Here is a 24,173-nt window from a genome sequence, read left to right on the forward strand (position 1 = left end):
GCGGCCCCGCAACGTGCTCCGCCCAATAGGATGCGATGGAGAGGGGGGCGCATGGGCTCGCGGGCACTGCACCACGGCGAGGGGTCCCACGTCTTCCGGCCTAGGCACGACCTCTGGTCGAGCGCCTGGGTCATCTGGGTCGCCATCACGACCCCGCTGTTCCTGGCTCTCTACGCGCTCACCGTGCAGGGCGGGCGCTGGGTGCCGTTCCTCGCCGCCCACATCGTGCTTCTGCTGCTCTTCGCCCTGGCGATTCAGCGGCTCAAGGGGGCCGGGGTCGCCCTCGCCCCCGACGGCATCCGCGAGCGCGCCTACTTCGGCCGGGCCGTGTTCACTCCGGTCGATCTGGTCGAATCGGTGATCCTGATCAAGGTGTTCGATTCACTGAGCAACGACATCTCGCACCAGCTGTTCATGATTGACGCCGACGGGCGCGTGGTCCTTCGGCTCCGCGGCAAGCTCTGGCACCCGGCCGACCTGACGCGCATCACGAGCTTTTACCCGGTTCCCGTCCACGCACCGGAGGAGGTGTTGACCTGGCGCGAACTGCGACGTGACCACGGCAGCAAGCTGTCCTGGTTCGAGCGTCACGCGCTGCTGGCCCGCGCGCTTCTCGTGCTCGGGTTCCTCGCGATCGCTGTTCCCTCGTACGCCGGCATCATGGCCGCGGTCGCGTGAGGGAGATCTCGTGAGGGTCAGTCCTCGTGCGCCTCGTCGAGCACGGTGCCGATCGCGATCGCGAGCGACAGCGCCCAGCTGACCCACATGAGCGCCACACGCCAGTCGCGCGGTCCCTGACGGGTCATCTGCAGCGTGCTCCAGCCGCTGAACAGCGCGCTGATGACGCTGCTGCTGAAAATGAACTTGCGCACGGCGCCTCCAGAGATCGTGGGAATTCAACGCTACCCCGTTCGATCCCTGCGAAAAAGCCGAGAAACTGACCGATCGGACAGTGCCTGACCGATCGGTCAGCTAATCTCGGGGGATGTCCAGCGCCAACGACCTGCGAGAAATCGCCCTCACCGAGTTCTCGAGCAGCGGCTACGCGGGCACGTCGATCCACAAGATCGCGGATGCGGCGGGGCTGTCGAAGTCCGCCGTCCTCTACCATTTCGGGTCTAAGGAGATCCTGCTCGACGCCGCCATCCGGCCCGCGATCGACGAGCTCGAGTCGATCCTGTCGGAGCTCGAGTCGACCCCGTTCACGACCGAGTTTCGGGGAGCGTTCCTCGACCGGTTCGTTGATTTCCTGTTCGCTCACCGACTCGAGGTGAACATGTTCATCAACCAGGGTCCGTCCCTCGTCGATGTTCCGGTCATCGACAGGGCCAACGACCTCGTGCGGCGGTTGGCGACCCACGTCACCTCGACCACGGCATCCGTCGAGGAGGAGATGCGCTTCGCGATCTCGCTCGGCGGCGCGGCCTACATGCTCTGCACCGAGCAGTCGCTCGGGCTGGAGGCCGCGCCGATCGGCGAGGCCAAGACCGCGCTGATGACCATTCTGACCGAACTGTTGGCGCCTATCGGCGTGCGCCAGGGCGACTGAGAAACGGACCCGGACAGACATGGCCACCCTCCTCTACCGCCTCGGACGCTTCTCCTACCGGCGGGCCTGGCCCGTCATCGGCGTCTGGCTCGTGCTCTTCGTCGGCGTCCTCGGCGGCGGGTTCGCCCTCGGTGGGCAGACCCAGGAGTCGTTCGCGATCCCCGGCACCGAATCACAGGATGCGCTGGACCGGCTCGACGCGGTCTTCCCCCAGGTCGCCGGGGCGAGTGCGCAGGCGATCCTCGTGGCGCCGGACGGCTCCTCGATTACCGACGAACGCTTTGCGGAGCCGATCGCGGAGCTGGTGTCGGGCATCGCCACCGTCGACGGAATCGACTCGGCCATCGGGCCGTTCGACGAGTACGCGGGCGTCGCGGTGACCGACGACGAGCAGATGGCCCGGATCCAGGTGCAGTTCGAGGGCAGGTCGGAGGAGGTCACCCCGGCCATGCTCGACGACCTCACCGGCACCGCCGGCATCGGCGAGGAGGCGGGGCTCCGGGTCGAGTACGGCGGCCAGGTGTTCCAGGACAACACTTTCGGGATCACGATCTCCGAGGTATTCGGGGTGATCTTCGCCGGCCTCGTGCTGCTCATCACCTTCGGGTCGCTCCGCGCCGCGGGGATGCCGCTGCTCAGCGCCCTGATCGGGGTCGGCATCGTCATCGGAGGAATCACCGCGGTGTCGGCCTTCGCGACCGTCTCGAGCACCGCGCCGCTTCTCGCCCTCATGATCGGGCTCGCGGTCGGCATCGACTACTCGCTCTTCATCCTGTCGCGACACCGCAACCAGCTCGCCGAGGGCGAGGACCCTGAGGAGTCAGCCGGGATCGCCGTCGGCACCGCCGGCAGTGCCGTCGTGTTCGCGGGCATCACCGTCATCATCGCCCTGCTCGGGCTGCTCGTCGTCGGCATCCCCTTCCTCAGCGTGATGGGCATCGGGGCAGCCTTTGCCGTGCTCGTCGCCATCGCCGTCGCCACGACCCTCCTGCCCGCCATCCTCGGGCTCGCGAAGGGGCGCCTCGCCCCGAAACCCGGCTCGCGCGCCCACCTGCGGGCGCTCGCCCATAACGACCCGAACGCGAAGCCCGCCATGGGCCTGCGCTGGGTCCGGCTCGTGATGAAGGCCCCCATCCTCGCCACGCTCGGCGTCGTCGCGATCCTCGGCACCCTCGCGGTCCCCGCGCTGAGCCTCGACCTGAACCTGCCCGACGGCGGCTCCGAGCCAGCCGGCAGCACCCAGCGGGAGGCCTACGAGCTCGTGAGCGACGGCTTCGGCCCCGGCTTCAACGGCCCGCTCGTCATCGCGGTCGACATCACCCAGACGACGGACATCCTCGAGGACCTCGACGGAATCGGCGACGAACTCCGCAGGCTCGACGACGTGGCGAACGTGAGCCAGGGGATCCCGGATGCCGGGCTGGTCACGGCCATCATCCAGGTCACCCCGGAGAGCGCCCCGGACGCCGCGGAGACGAAGGCGCTCGTGCAGTCGATCCGCGACCTCGCCCCCGAGATCGAAAAGGAGTTCGGCACGACGATCGCCGTGACCGGCGCGACCGCGGTCGGGATCGACATCTCGAACCGGCTCACCAATGCCCTCGTGCCGTTTGGGCTTATCGTCGTCGGGCTCTCGATCGTGCTGCTGATGATGGTCTTCCGCTCCGTGCTGGTGCCGATCAAGGCGGCCCTCGGGTTCCTGCTGTCGGTCATCGCGTCGTTCGGCGTGGTCGTCGCGATCTTCCAGTGGGGCTGGCTCAGCGAGCTCATCGGGGTCGAGAACCCCGGGCCGATCATCAGCTTCCTGCCGATCCTGCTCATGGCCGTGCTCTTCGGCCTCGCGATGGACTACGAGGTGTTCCTGGTCTCGGGCATGCGCGAGGAGTACGTCAAGACCGGAGATGCGAGGTTCGCGGTCGCGCGGGGCTTCGGCAACGGGGCGAGAGTGGTCACGGCCGCCGCCCTCATCATGTTCTTCGTATTCTTCGCGTTCGTGCCCGAGGGAACGGGAACGATCCAGCCGATCGCCCTGGGACTCGCCGTCGGCATCGCCTTCGACGCCTTCCTCGTGCGCATGACCCTCGTGCCCGCGGTCATGACCCTCCTCGGCCGGTCGGCGTGGTGGTTGCCGAACTGGCTCAGCCGCACCCTGCCGAACATGGACATCGAGGGGGAGAGCCTGCGGGAGCACCGCCACGCCGTCGAATGGACGGCAACCCAGGGTGGCGCGGCGATCAGCACCGACCTGCTCGTCGCCGGGTCCGGCAACCACCGGGTGAGCCCGCTCAGCCTCAGCATCCCGGCTGGCACCCTCGTTCTCGCAAGCGGGCACCCGGCCGATCGCCGCGTCGTCGCCGCGACCATCGCTGGCCGCGTTTCTCCCGTCAGCGGGCGGGCGCAGGTGGCCGGCCTCCCGTTGCCATCCGAGATGGCCGGGGTCAGCCGTATCGTCGCGATCGCCGACACCGGCAGCCGCACAGGGAGCACCGTGAGCTATGGCCGTCTGCTCGCCGAGCGGCTCCGGCTCACCCAGCCCTGGTACCGGGCGCGGTCGATCGACGCTCAGACGCGCCGCTGGATCGACCGGGTCAACCAGGCGCTGGCGTACGCCGGGGCGCGGTCGGGCATCCGCATCCGCATCGGCCCCGACTCGATTGTCGACACACTCCCGCCGCTCGAGCGCTCCGTGGCAATCGCCGCGGCCGCGATCGCCGAAGGCACAGCCGTCATCATTCTCGACCAGCTCGAGGCTCTCGCCTCGGACGACGACGCACGCGTGTTCCTCGACACGGTCTCCCGGCTCGCCGCCGACACGACGACCATCGTCGTCGGGTCGCCCGTCGCCCGTGACCTCGCCGACCGGCACGTCGCCCACTCCCGCCCGATGCAGCACGTCGACCTCTCGTCGCCCGCGAAGCCGCATCCGCACCCGCACCCCATCGACATCAGAGGAGGCGCGCTGTGAGCACGCCCGTCAGTTCCCGACGCGCCGCATGGGGATCGAGGATCGCCGTCATCGCCGTCACCCTCATCCCGCTGGCCTTCGCCGGCCTCTTCGTCGGCTCGCTCTCGCAGGCGGACTCCTCACTCGACCGCATTCCGGCCGCCGTCGTCAACTCCGATGAACTCATCATGCAGACCGCAGCCGACGGAACCGAGACCCCGATCTTCGCCGGACGGCAGCTCGTCACCGAGCTCACCGGGGCGGGCAGTGCGGGCTTCGACTGGGTGATCACCAACGCGGAGGACGCCGAGGACGCCCTCGCGACCGGCGAGGTGTACGCGGTGCTCACGGTGCCGGACAACTTCTCCGAATCGATCCTGTCGCTGCAGTCGGACACGCCGCGGCAGGCGGAGATCTCCATCCGCACCGACGACGCCCACAGCTACCTCTCCGGCGCGGTCGCCCAGTCGGTGGGAGACAGCATGGTGTCGGCGTTCGGACGGGAAATCACCTCCCAGTACATTGCGGGCATCTACTCCAGCATCGGCGAGTTCGGGGAGTCGCTCGGAACCGCCGCGAGCGGTGCGAGCGACCTCGCGAGCGGTGCGCGCTCGCTCGGCTCCGGCCTCGACTCGATCGCCACCGGCGCGGCCACCGCCCAGACTGGGGCGGTGGGGGTGGCCGACGGCGTCGCCGGCTATACCTCGGGGGTCGCGTCGCTCAGCGGCGGTCTCAGCCAGCTGCGCGCCGCCGCCGGTGGGCTCACCGGCATCAGCGACGGGGTCGACGCATTCACCGGGGGAGTCTCGCAGCTCGCCGCCGGAATTGCCGGTGCGAACGCCCAGCTGAACGACGCGGACGAGACCAATGACGATGCCGCCCGGGCGAGCCTGTCCGCACTGTCAGGGCAGCTGTCCCAGACCGCGGCGGGCGGCGGCACCCTCGCCTCCAACGCCCGAGGCGGTATCCAGGGCATCCAGGGCGGGATCGCGAGCAGCGCGAACGGCGCATCAACTCTCGCCGCCGGAGGCGGCGACCTCACCACTGGCGCGGGGTCGATCGCAGGGGCGATCGGGTCGCTCAGCACGGGAGTGGCTGATGCGTCGGGCGGCGCCGCCGAGCTCGCCACGGGAGCTGCGGACCTGGCCGAGGGCCTCCGGCAGGGCGCCGACGCCGTGCCCCCGATGGAGGGCGACGCCGGCACCGAGGCAGCATCCGTCGTGGCCGAGCCCGTCACGCTCGCGGTCGACCGCGACAACGAGGTGACCAGCATCGGCCAAATCGTCGCGACGTTCTTCGTGCCCCTCGGCCTGTGGATCGGGGCGCTCGCGGCCTTCCTCGTGCTGCGCCCGGTCTCGCGCGTCGCCCTCGCCTCCACCGCGGGCACCGGCCGGCTCGTCGGCGCGACCCTGCTGCGGGCATTCGGGATCACGATCGCCCAGGCCCTCCTGCTCGTCGCGTTACTGCACACCGCGCTCGGCGTCGACTGGGCGCTTCTGCCAGCGACCCTCGGCCTCTCGGTTCTGATGGCGCTCGCGTTCACCGCGTTCCACTACCTGCTGACGGTCGGGCTCGGCCGCGGAGGGCTCGTGATCTCGCTTCTCGTGCTCGCCGTTCAGGTGACCGCGACTGGCGGGCTGTACCCGGTTCAGCTCATCGCCGAGCCGTTCCGCGCCATCAGCCCGCTGCTGCCGCTGACGTATGGCGTTTCGGGCATGCAGGCGATCATCGCCGGGGGAGGCGCCGGTGCTGTGGTGTCAGCGGCACTCGTGCTGGTGGGATTCGGGCTGCTGAGCATTCTCGGCGCGGTGCTCGTCGTGCGCAGCATCCGCCGCTCACGGTCCCTCGGGCTGCTTGCTGTGCCCGTCTAGGGCGCGCCGGGTTCGGGCGCGGTCTTACGCAGGAGATTCGGTGACACGTCGTCTCTGGGAGCCACCAGACAGGGTGTGTTGACCGAATCTCCTCGGGGAGGGCAGCGATCACCCCCGCACCACCGACGCCGTCAGCAGTGAATCGCGAACGTCAGCCGGCAATGGGAGTCAGATGGCGGCGCGCGAAGGCCACCGTCTCCCGCAGCCGGGCGAGCCGGTCGGCCTCGCTGGGGGAGCGTCGGGTATTGATCTCGGCGATCAGCGAGCCGTGAAACCCGGTGGAGGCGAGGAGGGCGAGTACCTCGGCGACCGGTTCAGTGCCGCGGCCGGGAATCAGGTGCTCGTCGAGGAACCCGCCGGCCCGGCCCGAACCGTCGCACAGGTGCACGTGCCGAAGCCGGTCCCCCATCGCCCGCGCGAGTTCGAGCGAATCGCGGCCGGACAGCGACGCATGGGAAAAATCGAGGGTCATCGCGTCGTAGGGGTCGAGGCTCGGATCCCAGCTCGGAGCGTAGACGTTCAGGCCCCGACCGGCGATTCTCCACGGGAACATGTTCTCGACCGCGATCTGGACGCCGGTGCTCTCGGCGATCTCGCCGACGATCGCGACGAACTCCGCCGCGTAGCCCCGTTGCCAGCGGAAGGGCGGATGCGCAACGACGGTCGGCGCTCCCAGCGCCCGAGCGAGCTGAGCGGACTTTTCGAGCTTGACCCGTGCGTCGCGGCCCCAGGCCAGCTGCGACATCAGCAGCACTGGCGCGTGCACCGACAGCACCGGCAACTCGTACCGCGCGGCCAAGGCGAGCATCGCGTCGATTGAACGTGTGGCCGGATCGCTCGTGACCATGAGCTCGACGCCGTCGAAGCCCGCGTCGCTAGCGAGACGGAAGGACTGCTCGGTGTCGAGCGGGTAGACGCAGGTGGTGCTCATGCCGACGGAGATCATCGAAATCAGCATAAGCACCGCGAGCCAACGCGAAGTGTCCGCGAGATGACGGCGAGGAGAGCGGCCCGGGCAGGCTGATAGCGTGGAATGTGCTTATCTCGCGACTACACGCGGCACTTAGCTGAGGAGAGAGCACGCATGACCGAGACCCGCGACGAGCGCAAGCAGTACGACTTTGTCGTCGTCTCCAACCGCCTGCCGGTCGACCGAGTGGTGAAGCCCGACGGGTCCGCGCACTGGCGGCCGTCACCGGGAGGGCTGGTGACCGCCCTCGAACCGGTCATGCACAGCAGGGGCGGCGCGTGGATTGGCTGGTCCGGCCAGCCCGACCTCGACTTCGAGCCGTTCGACAGCAACGGCATCCGGGTCGTGCCGGTGCGGCTGAGCGCCCGTGAGGTCGAGCACTATTACGAGGGCTTCTCGAACGGCACTGTCTGGCCTCTGTATCACGATGTCATCGCGCCCCCCATCTTCCACCGGGATTGGTGGGAGACCTACGTCAAGGTCAACCAGAGGTTCGCCGAGGCCGCGGCGGGCAGCAGCCACCACGGCGGCACCGTCTGGGTGCACGATTACCAGCTCCAGCTCGTCCCCAAGATGCTGCGCGCACTCCGGCCCGACCTCACCATCGGGTTCTTCAACCACATCCCGTTCCCGCCGTACGGCATCTACTCGCAGCTGCCGTGGCGTACCCAGATCGTCGAGGGCCTGCTGGGGGCGGATGTCATCGGGTTCCAGCGTCTCGCCGATGCCAACAACTTCTCCCGGGCGGTGCGCCGGCTCAAGGGCTTCGTCACGAAGAACCCCATCATCGAGGTGCCACTCGTCGACGAGTCCGAGGGGATCAGGGCGCACGGACCGGTGCGGAAGGGGCAGGAGTTCCGCACCGTCGTCGCGCGCCACTTCCCGATCTCGATCGACAGCGCGGTGTGGGAGAAGCTCGCTCGCAGCCCCTCCGTTCAGGCGCGGGCGAAGCAGATCCGCGAGGACCTCGGAAACCCCCGATCGATCCTGCTCGGCGTCGACCGGCTCGACTACACCAAGGGAATCGGCCACCGTCTGAAGGCATTCGGCGAGCTCCTCTCCGACGAAAGCCTCACGATCGAAGAGGCGACGCTCGTGCAGATCGCCAGCCCGAGCCGCGAGCGGGTTCGCACCTACATGCAGCTGCGGGACGAGATCGAACTGACGGTCGGGCGCATCAACGGCGACTTCGCCACAATCAGCCACACCGCGATCAGCTACCACCACCACGGCTATCCGCGCGAGGAGATGGTGGCGCTCTACCTCGCCGCCGACATCATGCTCGTCACCGCGCTCCGCGACGGCATGAACCTCGTCGCCAAGGAGTACGTCGCCACCCGCTTCGACGATGACGGAGTGCTCATCCTCAGCGAGTTCGCCGGTGCCGCCGACGAGCTCAAGCGCGCCTTGCTCATCAACCCGCACGACATCGACGGGCTCAAGGAGACAATCCTCGCGGCCATCGCGATGCCCAAGCGCGACCGCCAGGCGCGCATGCGCGCACTGCGCAAGCGCGTGCTCGAGAACGACGTCGACAAGTGGTCGACGGAGTTCTTGCGCGTTCTCACCACGAGCCGCGCGCGCGGCAGGAAAGACTGATTCCCCACCCCATGGTCGATATCGACTCTCCCCCCACCTACTCACGACTGCCCGAACCGCTGATCGGGGCGATGCGCGAGATCGCCCGCACCAAGCGCCTCCTGGTCGCGCTCGACTTCGACGGCACGCTCGCGCCCGAGGTCGACGAGCCGGAGCAGGCGCGGGCGACCCCCGAGGCGCGTGAGGCCGTGCTGCGGCTGCTCGAGATGCCGAACACCAGGGTCGCCCTCGTGTCCGGGCGCGCGATCGGCAGCCTCGAGCAGGTCGCGGACCTGCCCGACCAGGCCCTCCTCATCGGGTCGCACGGGATCGAGCTCCGCCTCGACACCCCCGACGTGCGGCTCAACCTCAGCAGCGACGAACTTGAGCGCCGCGGCGAGCTGAACCGCGTGCTCAAGGATGTGGTCGAGGACCTCGACGAGGTGTGGATCGAGTCGAAGCCCGCCGGGTTCGCGCTGCACACGCGCCTGGCCACAGCGGAGGACAGCCGCATTGCCCACCTCGTCGCCCGGCGCGAGACATCCGCCGAGTTCGACGACCTCACCGTGCGCGAGGGCAAGAACGTGCTCGAGTTCTCGGTGCGCTCAACGACGAAGGGCGAGGCGATCGAACACCTTCGCGAATACACCGGCGCGACCGCCGTGTTCTTCGCCGGCGACGACGTCACCGACGAGGACGCATTCGCCGCTCTTGAACCCGACGACCTCGGGCTCAAGAGCGGCGAGGGTGCCACGCTCGCGAACTACCGGGTGCCGGGGCCGAAGGATGTCGCGCGCGCCCTGGCGCTGCTGGCCGACCTCCGCGAGGGAGACGTGCACGAGCAGTGAGCGGCGCCGCGTCTGGATAGACTGGATTTGCGGCTCTCGTAGGGATTCCCCGGGTGCTCCCCAGCGACGTTCACTTGCCGCCCTGACGCACTGGGAGGCCCCGTGATCGCGCTCCTCGCCGCGTTCGGGCTCGTCCCGCTGCTGATCCTCCCGCTCGCCCGCCAGCTCGGCCGGCGCGTTTTCTTGGTTGCGGCCCTTGTGCCCTTCGCGGCGCTCGTTCACGCGCTCGTGCTCGGACCCGTCGTGGTCGGCGGCGACCTGGTCGTCGAGCGATACTCGTGGATTCCCGAGCTCTCGGTCGCTCTCGCGGTGAGGCTCGACGTGCTGTCGTGGGTGATGGTGCTGATCGTCACGGGTGTCGGCTCCCTCGTGCTCGTGTACTGCGCGAGCTACTTCCGCGACGAGGAGGTCGGTCTGGGCCGGTTCGCGGCGATCCTCCTCGCCTTCGCCGGTGCCATGTACGGGCTCGTCATCGCGGACGACGTCTTCCTGCTCTTCGCGTTCTGGGAGGCGACGAGCGTCTTCTCCTACCTGCTCATCGGCCACTACACCGGGTCGAAGACGAGCCGCACCGCCGCGCTCCAGGCTCTCCTCGTGACGACCCTCGGCGGCCTCGTGATGCTCGTCGGACTCGTGCTCCTGGCGGTCGAGACCGGCACATCGAGCCTTGCCGAGATCATCGCACTGGAACCGGATGGCGCGCTCGTCACGACGGCGATCGTGCTCGTGCTCGTCGGCGCACTGTCAAAGTCCGCGATCGTGCCGTTCCACTTCTGGCTTCCGGCGGCCATGGCTGCACCCACCCCGGTGAGCGCGTACCTGCACGCCGCCGCCATGGTGAAGGCGGGCATCTACCTGATCGCCAGGATGGCCCCCGGATTCGCGGAAATGCCCGGCTGGCGCGAGATCCTCGTGACGCTTGGCGTCGTGACGATGCTTATCGGCGGGCTCACCGCCCTCAGGCAATTCGACCTCAAGCTCGTGCTCGCCCACGGAACCGTCAGTCAGCTCGGCTTCCTCACCGTGGTCGTCGGCTACGGAACCCGCGATTCCGCGCTCGCCGGGCTCGCCCTGCTGCTCGCCCACGCGTTGTTCAAGTCGACGCTCTTCCTGTCCGTCGGAATCGTCGACCACGACGCGGGCACGCGGGACCTGCGCAAGATCTCCGGGCTCGGCCGCCGCTCCCCGGCACTCGCGGCCGTCGTGCTCGTCGCTCTTGCCTCGATGGCCGGGCTGCCGCCAACGCTCGGATTCGTCGCCAAGGAGGCGATATTCACGTCCCTTCTCGAGGAGGGGCTCGCCGGTGCACCGCTCGCCTGGCTCGCTCTCGTGGGCGTCGCTCTCGGTTCCGTGCTGACGGTCGCCTACTCCGCCAGGTTCTTCTGGGGAGCGTTCGCCAGCAAGCCGGGCGTCGAGCAGGTGGGTCCGGTGGCCCGCAATGCCTGGTTCCTGACCCCGCCCGCGATCCTGGCTGGCACCGGCCTCGCGCTCGGCGGGCTCGCGCCCCTTGTGGACGACTGGCTGTCGGGCTACTCCTCCGCGTTCGAGCCGGATGCCGCAGACCCCTACTACCTGGCCCTCTGGCACGGCCTCGAGCCTGCACTGGGCATCTCCGCAGTCACCCTCGCCGTCGGCCTCTGGATGTTCTGGAAGCGCGATGCCGTCTTCGGCGCGCAGGGGAGGGTGCGGACCGGAATCTCGGCCGGTGACGGCTACCTCGCGGCGGTGCGGTTCGTCGATCGGACGGCAGCCCGCACGACGAGCCTCACCCAGCGCGGCTCGCTGCCGTTCTACCTCGGCGTCATCCTGCTCGTCTTCGTCGCCGCGATGGGGGCAGCGCTCATCGGCAACCGAACCTGGCCCGACGGCATCCGACTCTGGGACTCGGCGGCGCAGCTCGGAATCGGACTTGTCATGGTCATCGCGGCCGTCGCGGCGACGCGTGCGGGCAAGAGGTTCCAGGCGGTGCTGCTCGTCGGCGTCACCGGGTTCGGAATGTCCGCCCTGTTCGCCCTGCAGGGCGCCCCGGACCTCGCCCTCACCCAGGCCCTCGTCGAGGTCGTCACACTCGTCGCCTTCGTGCTCGTGCTGCGGCGGCTCCCCGCGAGGCTCGGGCACCAGCACGGAACCGTGCACCGCGGCATCCGCGCGTTCATCGCGATCGCCGTCGGCATCATCATGGGCCTCGTGGTCATCGTCGCGCTCGGCGCCCGGACCGAATTGCCGATCTCGCTCGCCTGGCCGGCGCTCGCCTTCGACGATGCCCACGGTCGCAATGTCGTGAACGTCGCCCTTGTCGACATCCGCGGGTGGGACACAATGGGCGAGCTGTCGGTCATCATCGCCGCCGCCACGGGCGTCGCGAGCCTCATCTTCATCAGCGGGCGTGCCGACGACTTGCCCAGAGTGCGTCGCAGCCAGGCCAAAGCCACGTTCAGGGCCAGTCGGCAGAGGGCGATCGAGCGGGCGGGCACCGCTTCGGCCCGCACCCCGTGGCTCCTCGCCGGGCGGGACATCGCCCCGGAGAACCGGTCGATCCTGCTCGAGGTCGTCGTGCGCCTCACCTTCCACGCCATCATCGTCGTCTCGGTCTACCTGTTGTTCTCCGGACACAACGCGCCCGGCGGCGGATTCGCGGGCGGCACCGTCGCGGGCCTCGCCCTCGTCGCCCGCTACCTCGCGGGCGGAGGCCAGGAGCTCGGTGCCGCGGCGCCGATCAACGCGGGAAAGATGCTCGGCTCCGGGCTGGTGCTCGCCGCAGGCGCCGCCGTCGTGCCGATTCTCTTCGGTGCCGACGCCCTCACCTCCGGTTACATCGAAGGAATGGTGTGGCCGTTCGGCGATGTCGAGTTCGTCACCTCGACGATCTTCGACATCGGCGTGTACCTCGTGGTCATCGGCCTGGTGCTCGACGTGCTCCGCAGCCTCGGCGCCGAGGTGGACCGGCAGCAGGAGGCCGACGCCGGCCAGGCGAACGCCGCCCCGAAACAGGAGGTGGCATCGTGACCGTCTCGCTCGCGCTCGTGCTCATCATGGTCGTGCTCTATTCGAGCGGCATCTACCTGATGCTCGAGAGAAGCCTCACGCGCGTGCTGCTCGGATTCCTGCTGGTCGGGAACGCCACCAACCTGCTGCTGCTGATTGTTGCGGGCAAGGCGGGCGTCGCGCCGATTGTCGGCGGCGGGGTCGCGGCCGACGAGATGAGTGACCCGCTGCCGCAGGCACTCATTCTCACGGCGATCGTCATCACCTTCGGGGTTTCAGCCTTCCTGCTCGGCCTGCTGTACCGCTCGTGGCGCCTGTCGGCCGGAGACAGCCTGGTGGACGACGCCGCGGACGTGGCCATGCGCTCTGAATTGTCCACCATGAACGAGGGCGGGCCGGATCCGGAGCCGTCCGACACCGAGTTCGACACCGGACCGGGGGCCTCTCGATGACCGCCCTGGTACCCCTCGTCGTACTCCTGCCCCTGCTCGGGGCCGCGGTGGCGCTCATCTCCGGCCGCCGTCCGAGGCTGCAGCGCGCGCTGACCGTCATCGTGCTCGCTGCGGTGCTTGCGGTGAGCATCGTGCTGCTCGTGGCGGTGGATGCCGCAGGCCCCCTCGTCGTCGAGCTCGGCGGCTGGCAGGCGCCTTTCGGCATCGTGCTCGTCGTCGACCGGCTGTCGGCCCTCATGCTCGTGGTCTCCGCGACCGTGCTGCTCGCCGTGCTCGTCTTCTCGGTCGGCCAGGGCCTGGCCGACGGCGACCAGGAGACTCCGGTATCGATCTACTACCCCACCTACCTGATTCTCGCGACCGGCGTCTTCAACGCGTTCATCGCGGGCGACCTGTTCAACCTCTACGTCGGGTTCGAGATACTCCTCGTGGCGAGCTATGTGCTCATCACCCTCGGAGGCACCGAGCAGCGCATCCGGGCCGGCACGACCTACATCGTCGTGAGCCTCGTCTCATCGCTGCTGTTCCTCGCCTCGATCGCGATGATCTATGGCGCAGTGGGAACCGTCAACATCGCCCAGATCTCGCAGCGCATGAACGACATCCCCGTGGACGTGCAAATCATCCTGCACGTGGGCCTTCTCGTCGCGTTCGGGATCAAGGCTGCCGTCTTCCCCCTCTCGTTCTGGCTGCCGGACTCCTACCCGACCGCGCCCGCGCCGGTCACCGCGGTGTTCGCGGGCCTGCTGACGAAGGTGGGCGTGTACGCGATCATCCGGGCGGAGACGGTGATCTTCCCTGGCGCCGAGCTCAACCAGGCGCTGCTCGTGGTCGCGTTGCTGACCATGGTCGTCGGCGTGCTCGGCGCCGTCGCTCAGGCCGACATCAAGCGGGTGCTCTCGTTCACCCTCGTCAGCCACATCGGGTACATGGTGCTCGGCGTGGCGCTCGGCACGGCCGAGGGCACCTCGGCGGCGATCTTCTATATCGTGCACCACATCGTGGTGCAGTCGACCCTCTTCCTCGCCGCGGGACTGATCGAACGGCAGGGCGGCAGCACTTCGATCAACAAACTGGGAGGGATGCTCAAGACCGCGCCGCTAATCGCGGTGCTCTTCTTCGTACCCGCGCTCAACCTCGGCGGTATCCCTCCGTTCTCCGGCTTCATCGGCAAGCTCGCGCTGTTCCAGGCGAGCGCCGAGCAGGGCACCACGCTCACCTATGTGCTGATTGGCGCCGGCGCGCTCGTGTCGCTGCTGACCCTCTACACTCTGGTGCGCATCTGGACCCTTGTCTTCTGGCGCCCGGCCGGCGACGTCGAGGGATACGAGTCGGACCTCGTCGCGAACGTCTCGGAGGCCCCGGGGGACACCGCGACGCAGACCGTGCGGACGACGCCGCGACTCATGGTCGCCGCGACGGCGGCGATGGTCGCGGTGAGCCTCGCCCTCACCGTCTTTGCGGGGCCCCTGTACGCTCTCAGCACCCGGGCCGGCGAGAACCTCGAAGGACCGTCGTTCTACGTCGACATCGTCTTCCCCGGAGGCGGCGATGACTGAGCCGGCGAGCGAGCGCGAGATGCGCCGCGAGGTGCGCGCGAGCTTTGTGCAGCAGCTCCCGCTGCTGTTCGTGCTGGTGGTGCTCTGGATGCTTCTGTGGGGGGCGGTGTCGTGGCTCAACCTGGTCACCGGCATCATCCTCGCCGTCGTCGTCACGCGCGTGTTCTACCTGCCCCCGGTTGAGCTGTCGGGCCGGTTCAACCCGTTCTGGATGGCGGTGTTCATCGGCCAGTTTCTTGCCGAACTCGTCGTGGCCTCATTTCAGGTGGCGTTCCTCGCCCTGCGCCCGCGACGGATCAGCAAGAACTCGATCGTCGAGGTGCAGCTCCGCACCAGAAGCGACCTCATCATGACCGTGACGGCGATAACAATGTCGCTCATGCCCGGCTCCTACGTGATCGAGTCGGACCGGATGCGTTCGCGCATCTACCTCCACGCGCTGGACACCGAACACCTGGAGGGCGTCGAGGACGTGCGGAAGAAGGCGCTCCAACTGGAGCGGCTGCTCGTGCGCTCCTTCGGCTCCCTCGACGACATCGAAAGGACTCGCGGGTGAACTCCGTAGTCATCTCCGTGCTCTACATCACGATCGGGGCCCTGTTCACCGCCGGCGCCCTCGCCAGCGTCTACCGGGTCGTGCGTGGCCCCTCTCTCATCGATCGAGTCATCGCCTCGGACGTGCTCCTCACGACGCTCATCCTCGCGGCCGGCGCAGAAATGGTCTACAACGACCACACGCGCTCGGTGCCGATGATGGTGGCACTCGCCGCGACCGCGGTGCTCGGCAGCATTGCCGTGGCCCGCCACGTCTCGCCGAGGGATTCAGCACAGGCGAAACCGTGAGCGTCGACGACATCCTCGACATCGTCTCCGCCGTGCTGGTGCTCGGCGGCGCCTTCCTCACACTCGCCGCCGGCATCGGCCTGATCCGGTTCCCCGACGCGCTCAGCCGCCTGCATGCGGCAACCAAGCCGCAGATCCTCGGGCTCATCCTCGTGGTGCTCGCCATCGCGATCGAGGCCCGAAGCTGGACCACGCTCCTCGCCCTCGTGCCCGTCGTGCTGTTCCAGATGCTCGTGGCCCCGGTCGCTGCGCACATGATCGGGCGGGCCGGCTACCGCACCGGCGACTTCCGGCCCGAGCTCTCACTTGTCGACGACCTCGCCGACGACATCGACCTCGCCACGCGGGAAGCCGAACGCTCGTCGAGGCACCAGCGATCGTAAGTTTGCGGGGCCGAAGGAGTTCTACACTCGTACCATGCCAGACAGCGCCAGCACCCAGCCCGACATGAAGCCCCGATCCCGCGTCGTCACCGACGGCATCGAGGCGACCACCTCCCGCGGGATGCTCCGCGCGGTCGGAATGGGAGACGCGGACTGGGACAAGCCCCAGATCGGCATCGCGAGCTCGTGGAACGAGATCACACCGTGCAACCTCTCGCTCGACCGCCTCGCACAGGCATCCAAGGAAGGTGTGCACGGCGGCGGGGGATATCCGCTGCAGTTCGGCACCATCTCCGTCTCGGACGGCATCTCGATGGGCCACGAGGGAATGCACTTCTCGCTCGTCAGCCGTGAGGTCATTGCCGACTCGGTCGAGGTCGTCATGCAGGCCGAGCGCCTCGACGGCTCGGTGCTGCTGGCCGGCTGCGACAAGTCGCTCCCGGGCATGCTCATGGCCGCCGCGCGACTCGATCTCGCCTCGGTGTTCCTCTACGCCGGCTCGATCGCGCCGGGCTGGGTCAAGCTCAGCGACGGCACCGAGAAGGACATCACAATCATCGACTCGTTCGAGGCCGTCGGCGCCGTCAAGGCCGGCCGGATGAGCGAAGAGGACGCCAAGCGCATCGAGTGCGCCTTCGCCCCGGGCGAGGGTGCCTGCGGCGGAATGTATACCGCCAACACGATGGCGAGCGTCGCCGAGGCGCTCGGCATGAGCCTGCCGGGATCGGCGAGCCCCGCCGCCGCGGACCGGCGTCGCGACTACTACGCGCACCGCTCGGGCGAGGCCGTTGTCAACCTCATCCGCCTGGGGATCACTGCCCGCGACATCATGACCAAGAAGGCGTTCGAGAACGCCATCGCCGTCGTCATGGTCTACGGCGGATCGACCAACGCCGTGCTGCACCTGCTGGCGATCGCCAATGAGGCCGAAGTCGACCTGACCCTGGCGGACTTCAACCGGATCGCCGACAAAGTGCCGCACCTCGGCGACCTCAAGCCCTTCGGCAAGTACGTCATGAACGACGTCGACCGGCACGGCGGAGTGCCCGTCGTCATGCGCGCCCTGCTCGACGCCGGGCTGTTGCACGGTGACGCCCTGACCGTGACGGGCAAGACCCTTGCCGAGAACCTCGCCGAGCTCGACCCGGCGCCGCTCGACGGCGAGGTGGTGCGCACCCTCGACAACCCCATCCACGCCACCGGCGGGCTGAGCGTGCTGCACGGAAGCCTCGCCCCGGAGGGCGCCGTGGTGAAGACCGCCGGCTTCGACCTCGACGTGTTCGAGGGTCCCGCCCGCGTGTTCGAGCGGGAGCGCGCAGCGATGGATGCACTCACCGAGGGCAGGATCGGCAAGGGCGACGTCGTCGTCATCCGGTACGAGGGGCCCAAGGGCGGGCCGGGCATGCGCGAGATGCTCGCCATCACGGCCGCCATCAAGGGAGCCGGGCTCGGAAAAGATGTATTACTCTTGACAGACGGACGATTCTCAGGGGGCACAACCGGCCTGTGCATCGGCCACATAGCTCCCGAAGCGGTCGACGCAGGTCCGATTGCCTTCGTGCGCGATGGTGATCTGATACGGGTCGATATCGCAGCTCGCACCCTCGACGTACTGGTCGAGGACTCCGAGCTGGAAGCTCGCCGCAACGGTTGGGCTCCGCTTCCTCCCCGCTACACCCGTGGTGTGCTCGCGAAGTACTCACGCCTGGTTCGCTCCGCTGCAGTCGGCGCGGTCACCGGCTGAGAATCGTCGGGCAGCTCGGCACCCCTCACCATTTGACGTACGAGTGACAAAGGATTTCCACCATGTCCACCGATCAGACATCAGCGACGGCCTCTCGCCCGGCGCGGCCGGCGACCCCGACGGCACCGGGGCCGATCATCCTCACCGGCTCCGGTGCGATTCTCAAGTCGCTTGAGAAGCTGGGCATCACCGACGTCTTCGGGCTCCCCGGCGGCGCCATCATGCCCTTCTATGACGAGCTCATGTCGTCGGAGGGCATCCGGCACATCCTCGTCCGGCACGAACAGGGTGCCGGGCACGCCGCTGAGGGCTACGCGTCGTCGAGCGGACGCCTCGGGGTCGCGATCGCGACCTCCGGCCCTGGAGCCACGAACCTCGTCACCGCGATCGCCGACGCGCACATGGACTCCGTGCCGCTGCTCGCGATCACCGGCCAGGTCTTCTCGACCTCGATGGGGACGGATGCCTTCCAGGAGGTCGACATCGTGGGTATCACGATGCCGATCACCAAGCACTCCTTCCTCGTCACGAAGCCGGAGGACATCCCGGCGACGATCGCCGCCGCCGTGCTCATCGCGACAACCGGCCGCCCGGGCCCCGTCCTCGTCGACGTGACGAAGGACTGCCAGCAGGCGAGCGCGCCGTTCATCTGGCCGCCGAAGATCGACCTGCCCGGCTACCGCCCGGTCACGAAGGCGCACGGCAAGCAGATTCAGGCCGCCGCCCAGCTTCTCGTCGAGGCGAAGCGCCCCGTGCTCTACGTGGGCGGCGGAGTGATCCGCGCGAACGCATCCGAGGAGCTCCTCGCCCTCGCCGAGACGACCGGGGCGCCCGTCGTCACGACGCTCATGGCCCGCGGGGCGTTCCCCGACTCCCACGACCAGCACCTGGGCATGCCGGGCATGCACGGCACCGTTCCCGCCGTGCTGTCGCTGCAGGAGTCCGACCTGCTGATCGTGCTCGGCGCGCGGTTCGACGACCGGGTGACCGGCAAGGCGAGCGAGTTCGCCCCGCACGCCAAGGTCGTACACGTCGACATCGACCCCGCTGAGATCTCGAAGATCCGCGTCGCCGACGTGCCGATCGTCGGTGACGCCAAAGACGTGATCGCCGACCTCACCGTCGCCTTCGAGGATGCCGCGCGGGTGCACGCCCCCGACATCTCCCAGTGGTGGGAGCGCCTCACCGAACTGCGCGAGCAGTACCCGCTCGGCTACGACGAGCCTGAGGACGGCCTGCTCTCACCGCAGTACGTCATCGAGCGGATCGGCGCCATCACGGGACCGGAGGGCGTCTACGCCTCGGGCGTCGGCCAGCACCAGATGTGGGCCGCCCAGTTCATCAAGTACGAGCGCCCGAACGCGTGGCTCAACTCGGGAGGCGCCGGCACGATGGGCTACGGGGTGCCGGCGGCAATGGGCGCCAAGGTCGCCCAGCCCGACCGCATCGTCTGGGCTATCGACGGCGACGGATGCTTCCAGATGACCAACCAGGAGCTCGCGACCTGCACGATCAACCAGATCCCGATCAAGGTCGCGATCATCAATAACTCCTCGCTCGGCATGGTGCGCCAGTGGCAGACCCTGTTCTACGACGGACGGCACTCGTTCACCGACCTCAACACCGGCCACGACACGGCGATGATCCCCGACTTCGTCAAGCTCGCCGAGGCGTACGGGGCCCTCGGCATCCGGGTCACGAAGAAGGAGGACGTGGACGCCGCGATCCGGCTCGCGAACGAGACCAACGACCGACCCGTCGTGATCGACTTCATCGTCAGCCGCGACGCCATGGTGTGGCCGATGGTGCCGCAGGGCGTCGGCAACTCGTCGGTGCAGTACGCCAGAGAACACGCTCCCGAGTGGGAAGAGGAGTAGAGCCATGACCCACGTACTCTCCCTGCTCGTCGAGGACAAGCCCGGCCTGCTCACGCGCGTCGCCGGCCTGTTCGCGCGGCGCGGCTTCAACATCGAGTCCCTCGCCGTCGGCAAGAGCGAGATCCCGGGGCTGTCCCGCATCACCGTCGTCGTCGACGTCGAAGACCTCCCGCTCGAGCAGGTCACGAAGCAGCTCAACAAGCTTGTCAACGTGCTCAAGATCGTCGAGCTCGATCCGGCCCAGACCGTGGAACGCGAGCACATGCTCATCAAAGTGCGCGTCGACAATTCCACCCGCAGCCAGATCCTCGAGGCGGCCACCCTTTTCCGGGCGCGGATCGTCGATGTGGCCACGGATGCCCTCGTCATCGAGGTCACGGGGGACACCCCCAAGGTGCAGGCGCTGCTGCGCGTGCTCGAACCGTATGGCATCAAGGAGATCGCGCAATCCGGCCTTCTCGCCATCGGGCGCGGGCCGAAAAGCATCACCGAACGCATCTACAAGGCTTGACTCAACACCACCACCAAAGGAGAACCACCAGTGACCGAGATCGTTTACGACAAAGACGCTGACCTGTCGATCATCCAGGGCAAGAAGGTGGCCGTCATCGGCTACGGCTCGCAGGGTCACGCCCACGCGCTGAACCTTCGCGACTCGGGTGTCGACGTCGTCGTGGGGCTCAAGGAGGGCTCGAAGTCGATCGCCAAGGCGGAGGAGGCCGGCTTCACGGTGCTGCCCTCGGCCGAGGCCGCAGCCTGGGCCGACGTCATCGTCATCCTCGCGCCCGACCAGCACCAGCGCCACCTCTACGCCGACGACATCGCCGCGAACCTCGGCGAGGGCAAGGCCCTCGTCTTCGGCCACGGCTTCAACATCCGCTACGGCTACATCACGGCGCCCGCGGGCGTCGACGTGCTGCTCGTCGCCCCCAAGGGCCCGGGTCACACAGTGCGCCGCGAGTACGAGGCCGGCCGTGGCGTTCCCGTCATTGTCGCCGTCGAGCAGGATGCCTCCGGCAGTGCCTGGGACCTCGCCTGGTCGTACTCGAAGGCGATCGGCGGACTTCGTGCCGGCGGAATCAAGACCACCTTCACCGAAGAGACCGAGACCGACCTTTTTGGTGAGCAGGCCGTACTCTGCGGCGGCACCTCGCAGCTCGTGCAGTACGGCTTCGAGACCCTCATCGAGGCCGGCTACCAGCCCGAGATCGCCTACTTCGAGGTTCTGCACGAGCTCAAGCTCATCGTCGACCTCATGTGGGAGGGCGGCATCGCCAAACAGCGCTGGAGCGTCTCGGACACCGCCGAGTACGGCGACTACGTCTCCGGCCCGCGAGTCATCGACCCGAGCGTCAAGGAGAACATGAAGGCCGTTCTCGCGGACATCCAGTCGGGGGCCTTCGCTGAGCGCTTCATCAAGGACCAGGACGCCGGCGGACCCGAGTTCCTCGAGCTGCGCGAGAAGGGTGCCGCGCACCCCATCGAGGCGACCGGCCAGAAGCTGCGCGCCCTGTTCGCGTGGAAGCAGGCCGACGCCGACTACACCGACGGCTCCGCCGCCCGCTAAGGACGAGGAACGCAATTGCGGAAGGGGTGCGGCACATGCCGCGCCCCTTTTCGCGTTCCCCGTCCGCGCCGCATCGCCGTCGTCGGTCATACTTGATCCATGGCCTCCGACCGCGACGACGACGCCCTCACCTGGGGCGGCGAGTCCGACGACCCGAGCTACCTCGACGGCGCCCGGCCCACCACACCCGCGGACGTCGCGGGCCCGGAGCCCGAGGTGCCCGCTTCCGCCACCGCCTCCACGCTGCTGGTCGCATACGGCATCTTCGGCGGCGTCTACCTGCTGTACCTCGTCGGCTGGGTCATCTCGGTTCAGCGCGACACGTTCACCGCGTCGGGCCTGTTCTTCGAGATCATGTACCAGTTCGGCGAGTTCCTCGCGATCGTCTCGCCCGCCCTCTGGTTCGGCCTCGTGCTTCTGCTCACCCGCGACCGACGGCCGGCGCTGCGAGTCGTCTGGCTCGTCGCGGGCATCGTGCTGCTCGCCCCGTGGCCGTTCATACTCGGGAGCGTGTCGTGAGCGCCGCGACCCCGGATGCCACCGCGCCGCCGCGCTCAGTGCGCGTGGTGTTCCTGGCCGTGGCGATCGCGTTCGGGCTGCTCTACGCCTACGACCTCTTCGAGGCAGTCGCAAACACCTTCGGGGTTGTCGCGCAACTCGGCGGGTACAACGAGCTTGCCGCGGAGGTCGGGCTCGACGAGGCCACCGTGCCGTGGGGGATCCTGATCGCGAATATCGCGCTTGCCCCTCTGCTCTATACGGGCGCCTTCCTCATCGGCCGCCGGCACTCGGTGCCGACCGCCGCCCTGGTGTTCCTCGGCGGCCTCGCCGCCGTCGGTGCCCTGAGCCTCTCGCTCGTCGCGTTCGCCTGAGCTTGCCGAGCGCCGCGGTGGGCTGAGCCGGGGCGCCGGTCAGAGGGCGGCGAGCACGATGACGAGGATCAGCGCGAGCTGGGCGAAGTACCGCCGCCAGAACGGGATGGAGATCGCCCCGAACCGATCCGGATGCTCCGCGGCATAGGCGTTCGCCGGGAACACCGCGATCAGAAACAGCACGAGTCCGGCCGCCGCGGCGCCTCTCGTCGCGGGCACGAGCATGCCGATTCCGCCCGCGATCTCGCAGAGTCCGGTGAAATACACCAGGGCACGAGGGCTCAGCAGGCCCGTGCCGCGCAGCCGCGGCGGGATCAGCCGCGCCATGGTCCTGGCCGGTCCGGGGCGGAAATGCATCACGCCCATCACCACGAAAATCAGGGCGAGGCCTCCGCGCGCGATCCACTGGGCGGTCTCGATCGCGGCATCCGGCATGGGTCCATCTTGCGTCCTATGACACGCTCGGCGCGGCACGGGTGCGGCCGCGCCCTAAACTGGGCCTGTATTTTACGGATCGACCAAAGGACTGCATTCGTGGCAAAGCCGATCGTGTTGATCGCCGAAGAACTCTCCCCAGCTACCGTCGAGGCCCTCGGGCCCGACTTCGACGTGAGGAACGTGGACGGCACTGACCGCCCCGCGCTGCTCGCGGCGCTCGTGGACGCAAGCGCGATCCTCATCAGGTCCGCGACCCAGCTCGACGCCGAGGCGCTCGCCGCCGGCAAGAGCCTCAAGGTCATTGCGCGCGCCGGTGTCGGCCTCGACAACGTCGACATCAAGTCCGCGACAACCGCGGGCGTCATGGTCGTCAACGCGCCGACCTCGAACATCATCTCCGCCGCCGAGCTGACAGTCGGGCATATCCTCAGCCTCGCCCGGCACATCCCGCCGGCGCACGCGGCGCTCGCCGTCGGCCAGTGGAAGCGCTCGAAGTACACGGGCATCGAGCTGTACGAGAAGACGATCGGCATAATCGGCCTCGGCCGCATCGGAGCGCTCATCACCGCGCGGATGCAGTCGTTCGGCACACGCGTCGTCGCCTATGACCCCTATGTCACCGCGGCCCGCGCCCAGCAGCTCGGCGTGACCCTGCTGAGCTTCGACGAGCTGCTGCAGCAGTCCGACTTCATCACCATCCACATGCCGAAGACGCCGGAGACCACGGGAATGATCTCCGACGCCCAGCTCGCCCTCATGAAGTCGACCGCGTTCATCGTCAACGTCGCCCGCGGCGGCCTCATCGACGAGGACGCGCTGCACCGCGCCCTCACCACCGGCGTCATCGCCGGCGCCGGACTCGACGTGTTCGTGCACGAGCCGCCGACGGGCTCCCCGCTGCTCGCCCTCGACAATGTCATCGTCACCCCGCACCTGGGCGCATCCACCGACGAGGCGCAGGAGAAGGCCGGCGTCTCGGTCGCCAAGTCGGTGCGCCTCGCCCTCGCGGGCGAGCTCGTTCCGGATGCCGTGAACGTGGCCGGCGGAATCATCGACCCGACCGTGCGCCCCGGCATCCCCCTCATGGAGAAGCTCGGGCAGGTGTTCTCCGGCCTCGCCGAGCACAGCCCGATCACGAGCATCGACATCGAGGTGCGCGGCGAGATCGTCGCGCACGACGTCAGCGTGCTCAAGCTCGCGGCGCTCAAGGGCATCTTCACGAACGTCGTCGCCGAGTCGGTCTCCTATGTGAACGCGCCGCTGCTCGCCGAGCTGCGCGGCATCGACGTTCGACTGATCACCGACAGCACGAGCGACGAGTACCGCAACCTGCTCACGATCCGCGGCGCGCTCAGCAACGGCGCGCAGATCTCGGTGTCCGGCACCCTCACCGGCACGAAGCAGATCGAGAAGATCGTCGAGATCAACGGCTACGACGTCGAGGTTCCGGTCGCCGAACACCTCATCGTGATGCTCTACGCCGACCGCCCCGGCATCGTCGCGATCTACGGTCGCGAATTCGGCGAGGCCGGCATCAACATCGCCGGCATGCAGATCAGTCGGCGCGAAGCCGGCGGCCAGGCACTCTCGGTGCTCACCGTCGACTCCCCGGCGCCGGAGGGGCTGCTGGAGTCACTGCGCATCGCCATCGACGCGGATCTCATGCACGAGATCGACATCGTCACGACCTAGC

At 68.4% G+C, this 24,173-nt stretch carries 22 protein-coding genes; 19 read left to right on the forward strand and 3 right to left on the reverse strand.

Translation table 11 applies throughout. The annotated features are described in order from the left end of the window. Nucleotides 1-51: 51 nt before the first annotated feature. Complete coding sequence (locus ABIB15_RS10705) at nucleotides 52-678, forward strand: hypothetical protein (protein WP_354478117.1); 627 nt, start codon at nucleotides 52-54, stop codon at nucleotides 676-678. A gap of 17 nt (nucleotides 679-695) precedes the next feature. Here the strand turns inward: ABIB15_RS10705 and ABIB15_RS10710 are convergent, their stop codons facing one another. Then, entirely contained in the window at nucleotides 696-872 is a 177-nt protein-coding gene (locus ABIB15_RS10710; RefSeq protein ID WP_354478120.1) for a hypothetical protein, read from the reverse strand. A 113-nt stretch (nucleotides 873-985) separates the two neighbouring features. On the opposite strand from ABIB15_RS10710, the gene ABIB15_RS10715 reads away from it, so the two are divergent. Genes ABIB15_RS10715 through ABIB15_RS10725 form a run of 3 tightly spaced genes read left to right on the forward strand, consistent with a single transcriptional unit; the run spans nucleotide 986 to nucleotide 6,364 of the window. Further along, complete coding sequence (locus tag ABIB15_RS10715) at nucleotides 986-1,549, forward strand: TetR/AcrR family transcriptional regulator (RefSeq protein ID WP_354478123.1); 564 nt, start codon at nucleotides 986-988, stop codon at nucleotides 1,547-1,549. 19 nt (nucleotides 1,550-1,568) lie between these two features. Beyond that, nucleotides 1,569-4,514 (forward strand): MMPL family transporter, encoded by a 2,946-nt coding sequence (locus ABIB15_RS10720; RefSeq protein ID WP_354478126.1) that lies wholly within the window; start codon nucleotides 1,569-1,571, stop codon nucleotides 4,512-4,514. Continuing rightward, nucleotides 4,511-6,364, forward strand: coding sequence for a YhgE/Pip family protein (locus ABIB15_RS10725; protein ID WP_354478129.1), 1,854 nt, complete (start codon nucleotides 4,511-4,513; stop codon nucleotides 6,362-6,364). Before ABIB15_RS10720 ends, ABIB15_RS10725 begins: the two co-directional genes overlap by 4 nt. 151 nt (nucleotides 6,365-6,515) lie before the next feature. Here the strand turns inward: ABIB15_RS10725 and ABIB15_RS10730 are convergent, their stop codons facing one another. After that, nucleotides 6,516-7,310 (reverse strand): sugar phosphate isomerase/epimerase family protein, encoded by a 795-nt coding sequence (locus tag ABIB15_RS10730; protein ID WP_354478132.1) that lies wholly within the window; start codon nucleotides 7,308-7,310, stop codon nucleotides 6,516-6,518. A 138-nt stretch (nucleotides 7,311-7,448) separates the two neighbouring features. Here ABIB15_RS10730 and ABIB15_RS10735 point away from each other — a divergent pair, with 138 nt between their 5' ends. The 14 genes from ABIB15_RS10735 to ABIB15_RS10800 all read left to right on the forward strand — a co-directional run bounded on the left by ABIB15_RS10735 (nucleotide 7,449) and on the right by ABIB15_RS10800 (nucleotide 22,042). Beyond that, the gene (locus tag ABIB15_RS10735) at nucleotides 7,449-8,933 is read left to right on the forward strand and encodes an alpha,alpha-trehalose-phosphate synthase (UDP-forming) (RefSeq protein WP_354478135.1); all 1,485 of its coding nucleotides are present in this window, start codon (nucleotides 7,449-7,451) and stop codon (nucleotides 8,931-8,933) included. An 11-nt stretch (nucleotides 8,934-8,944) separates the two neighbouring features. After that, a complete protein-coding gene (otsB, locus tag ABIB15_RS10740) occupies nucleotides 8,945-9,760 on the forward strand; it encodes a trehalose-phosphatase (protein ID WP_354478137.1) in 816 nt (271 codons plus the stop codon). Between the two features lie 102 nt (nucleotides 9,761-9,862). Beyond that, the gene (locus tag ABIB15_RS10745; protein ID WP_354478140.1) at nucleotides 9,863-12,766 is read left to right on the forward strand and encodes a Na+/H+ antiporter subunit A; all 2,904 of its coding nucleotides are present in this window, start codon (nucleotides 9,863-9,865) and stop codon (nucleotides 12,764-12,766) included. Next, nucleotides 12,763-13,197 carry a Na(+)/H(+) antiporter subunit C gene (locus ABIB15_RS10750; RefSeq protein ID WP_502908948.1) on the forward strand — a complete coding sequence of 145 codons (435 nt, stop codon included), beginning with the start codon at nucleotides 12,763-12,765 and terminating at the stop codon, nucleotides 13,195-13,197. The genes ABIB15_RS10745 and ABIB15_RS10750 overlap by 4 nt, the downstream gene beginning before the upstream one ends. Further along, nucleotides 13,194-14,756 carry a Na+/H+ antiporter subunit D gene (locus tag ABIB15_RS10755; RefSeq protein WP_354478142.1) on the forward strand — a complete coding sequence of 521 codons (1,563 nt, stop codon included), beginning with the start codon at nucleotides 13,194-13,196 and terminating at the stop codon, nucleotides 14,754-14,756. The genes ABIB15_RS10750 and ABIB15_RS10755 overlap by 4 nt, the downstream gene beginning before the upstream one ends. Further along, nucleotides 14,749-15,312, forward strand: coding sequence for a Na+/H+ antiporter subunit E (locus ABIB15_RS10760; protein ID WP_354478144.1), 564 nt, complete (start codon nucleotides 14,749-14,751; stop codon nucleotides 15,310-15,312). Before ABIB15_RS10755 ends, ABIB15_RS10760 begins: the two co-directional genes overlap by 8 nt. Next, nucleotides 15,309-15,599 carry an MrpF/PhaF family protein gene (locus tag ABIB15_RS10765; RefSeq protein ID WP_354478147.1) on the forward strand — a complete coding sequence of 97 codons (291 nt, stop codon included), beginning with the start codon at nucleotides 15,309-15,311 and terminating at the stop codon, nucleotides 15,597-15,599. Before ABIB15_RS10760 ends, ABIB15_RS10765 begins: the two co-directional genes overlap by 4 nt. Further along, nucleotides 15,596-15,982: a monovalent cation/H(+) antiporter subunit G gene (gene mnhG, locus ABIB15_RS10770; RefSeq protein WP_354478149.1), complete on the forward strand. Its 387-nt coding sequence runs from the start codon at nucleotides 15,596-15,598 to the stop codon at nucleotides 15,980-15,982. The genes ABIB15_RS10765 and mnhG overlap by 4 nt, the downstream gene beginning before the upstream one ends. A gap of 34 nt (nucleotides 15,983-16,016) precedes the next feature. Further along, on the forward strand, nucleotides 16,017-17,726 hold the full coding sequence (gene ilvD, locus ABIB15_RS10775) for a dihydroxy-acid dehydratase (protein ID WP_354478152.1): 1,710 nt from the start codon (nucleotides 16,017-16,019) through the stop codon (nucleotides 17,724-17,726). Between the two features lie 62 nt (nucleotides 17,727-17,788). Continuing rightward, nucleotides 17,789-19,603: an acetolactate synthase large subunit gene (locus ABIB15_RS10780; protein WP_354478155.1), complete on the forward strand. Its 1,815-nt coding sequence runs from the start codon at nucleotides 17,789-17,791 to the stop codon at nucleotides 19,601-19,603. Nucleotides 19,604-19,607: 4 nt separating this feature from the next. Continuing rightward, nucleotides 19,608-20,114, forward strand: a complete 507-nt coding sequence (gene ilvN, locus ABIB15_RS10785) for an acetolactate synthase small subunit (RefSeq protein WP_354478157.1) — start codon at nucleotides 19,608-19,610, stop codon at nucleotides 20,112-20,114. Between the two features lie 30 nt (nucleotides 20,115-20,144). Continuing rightward, on the forward strand, nucleotides 20,145-21,170 hold the full coding sequence (gene ilvC / locus ABIB15_RS10790) for a ketol-acid reductoisomerase (RefSeq protein ID WP_354478160.1): 1,026 nt from the start codon (nucleotides 20,145-20,147) through the stop codon (nucleotides 21,168-21,170). Between the two features lie 99 nt (nucleotides 21,171-21,269). Then, entirely contained in the window at nucleotides 21,270-21,689 is a 420-nt protein-coding gene (locus ABIB15_RS10795) for a hypothetical protein (protein ID WP_354478162.1), read from the forward strand. Beyond that, a complete protein-coding gene (locus ABIB15_RS10800; RefSeq protein WP_354478165.1) occupies nucleotides 21,686-22,042 on the forward strand; it encodes a hypothetical protein in 357 nt (118 codons plus the stop codon). Before ABIB15_RS10795 ends, ABIB15_RS10800 begins: the two co-directional genes overlap by 4 nt. 39 nt (nucleotides 22,043-22,081) lie before the next feature. On the opposite strand, the gene ABIB15_RS10805 is transcribed toward ABIB15_RS10800, so the two are convergent. After that, nucleotides 22,082-22,477, reverse strand: coding sequence for a DoxX family protein (locus ABIB15_RS10805; protein WP_354478168.1), 396 nt, complete (start codon nucleotides 22,475-22,477; stop codon nucleotides 22,082-22,084). Nucleotides 22,478-22,576: 99 nt separating this feature from the next. Between ABIB15_RS10805 and serA the strand changes: the two genes are divergently transcribed. Next, complete coding sequence (serA, locus tag ABIB15_RS10810) at nucleotides 22,577-24,172, forward strand: phosphoglycerate dehydrogenase (RefSeq protein WP_354478171.1); 1,596 nt, start codon at nucleotides 22,577-22,579, stop codon at nucleotides 24,170-24,172. Nucleotide 24,173 lies beyond the last annotated feature (1 nt).

This window comes from Marisediminicola sp. UYEF4 (assembly GCF_040546025.1).
In the GTDB taxonomy this organism is placed as follows: Bacteria; Actinomycetota; Actinomycetes; order Actinomycetales; family Microbacteriaceae; genus Marisediminicola.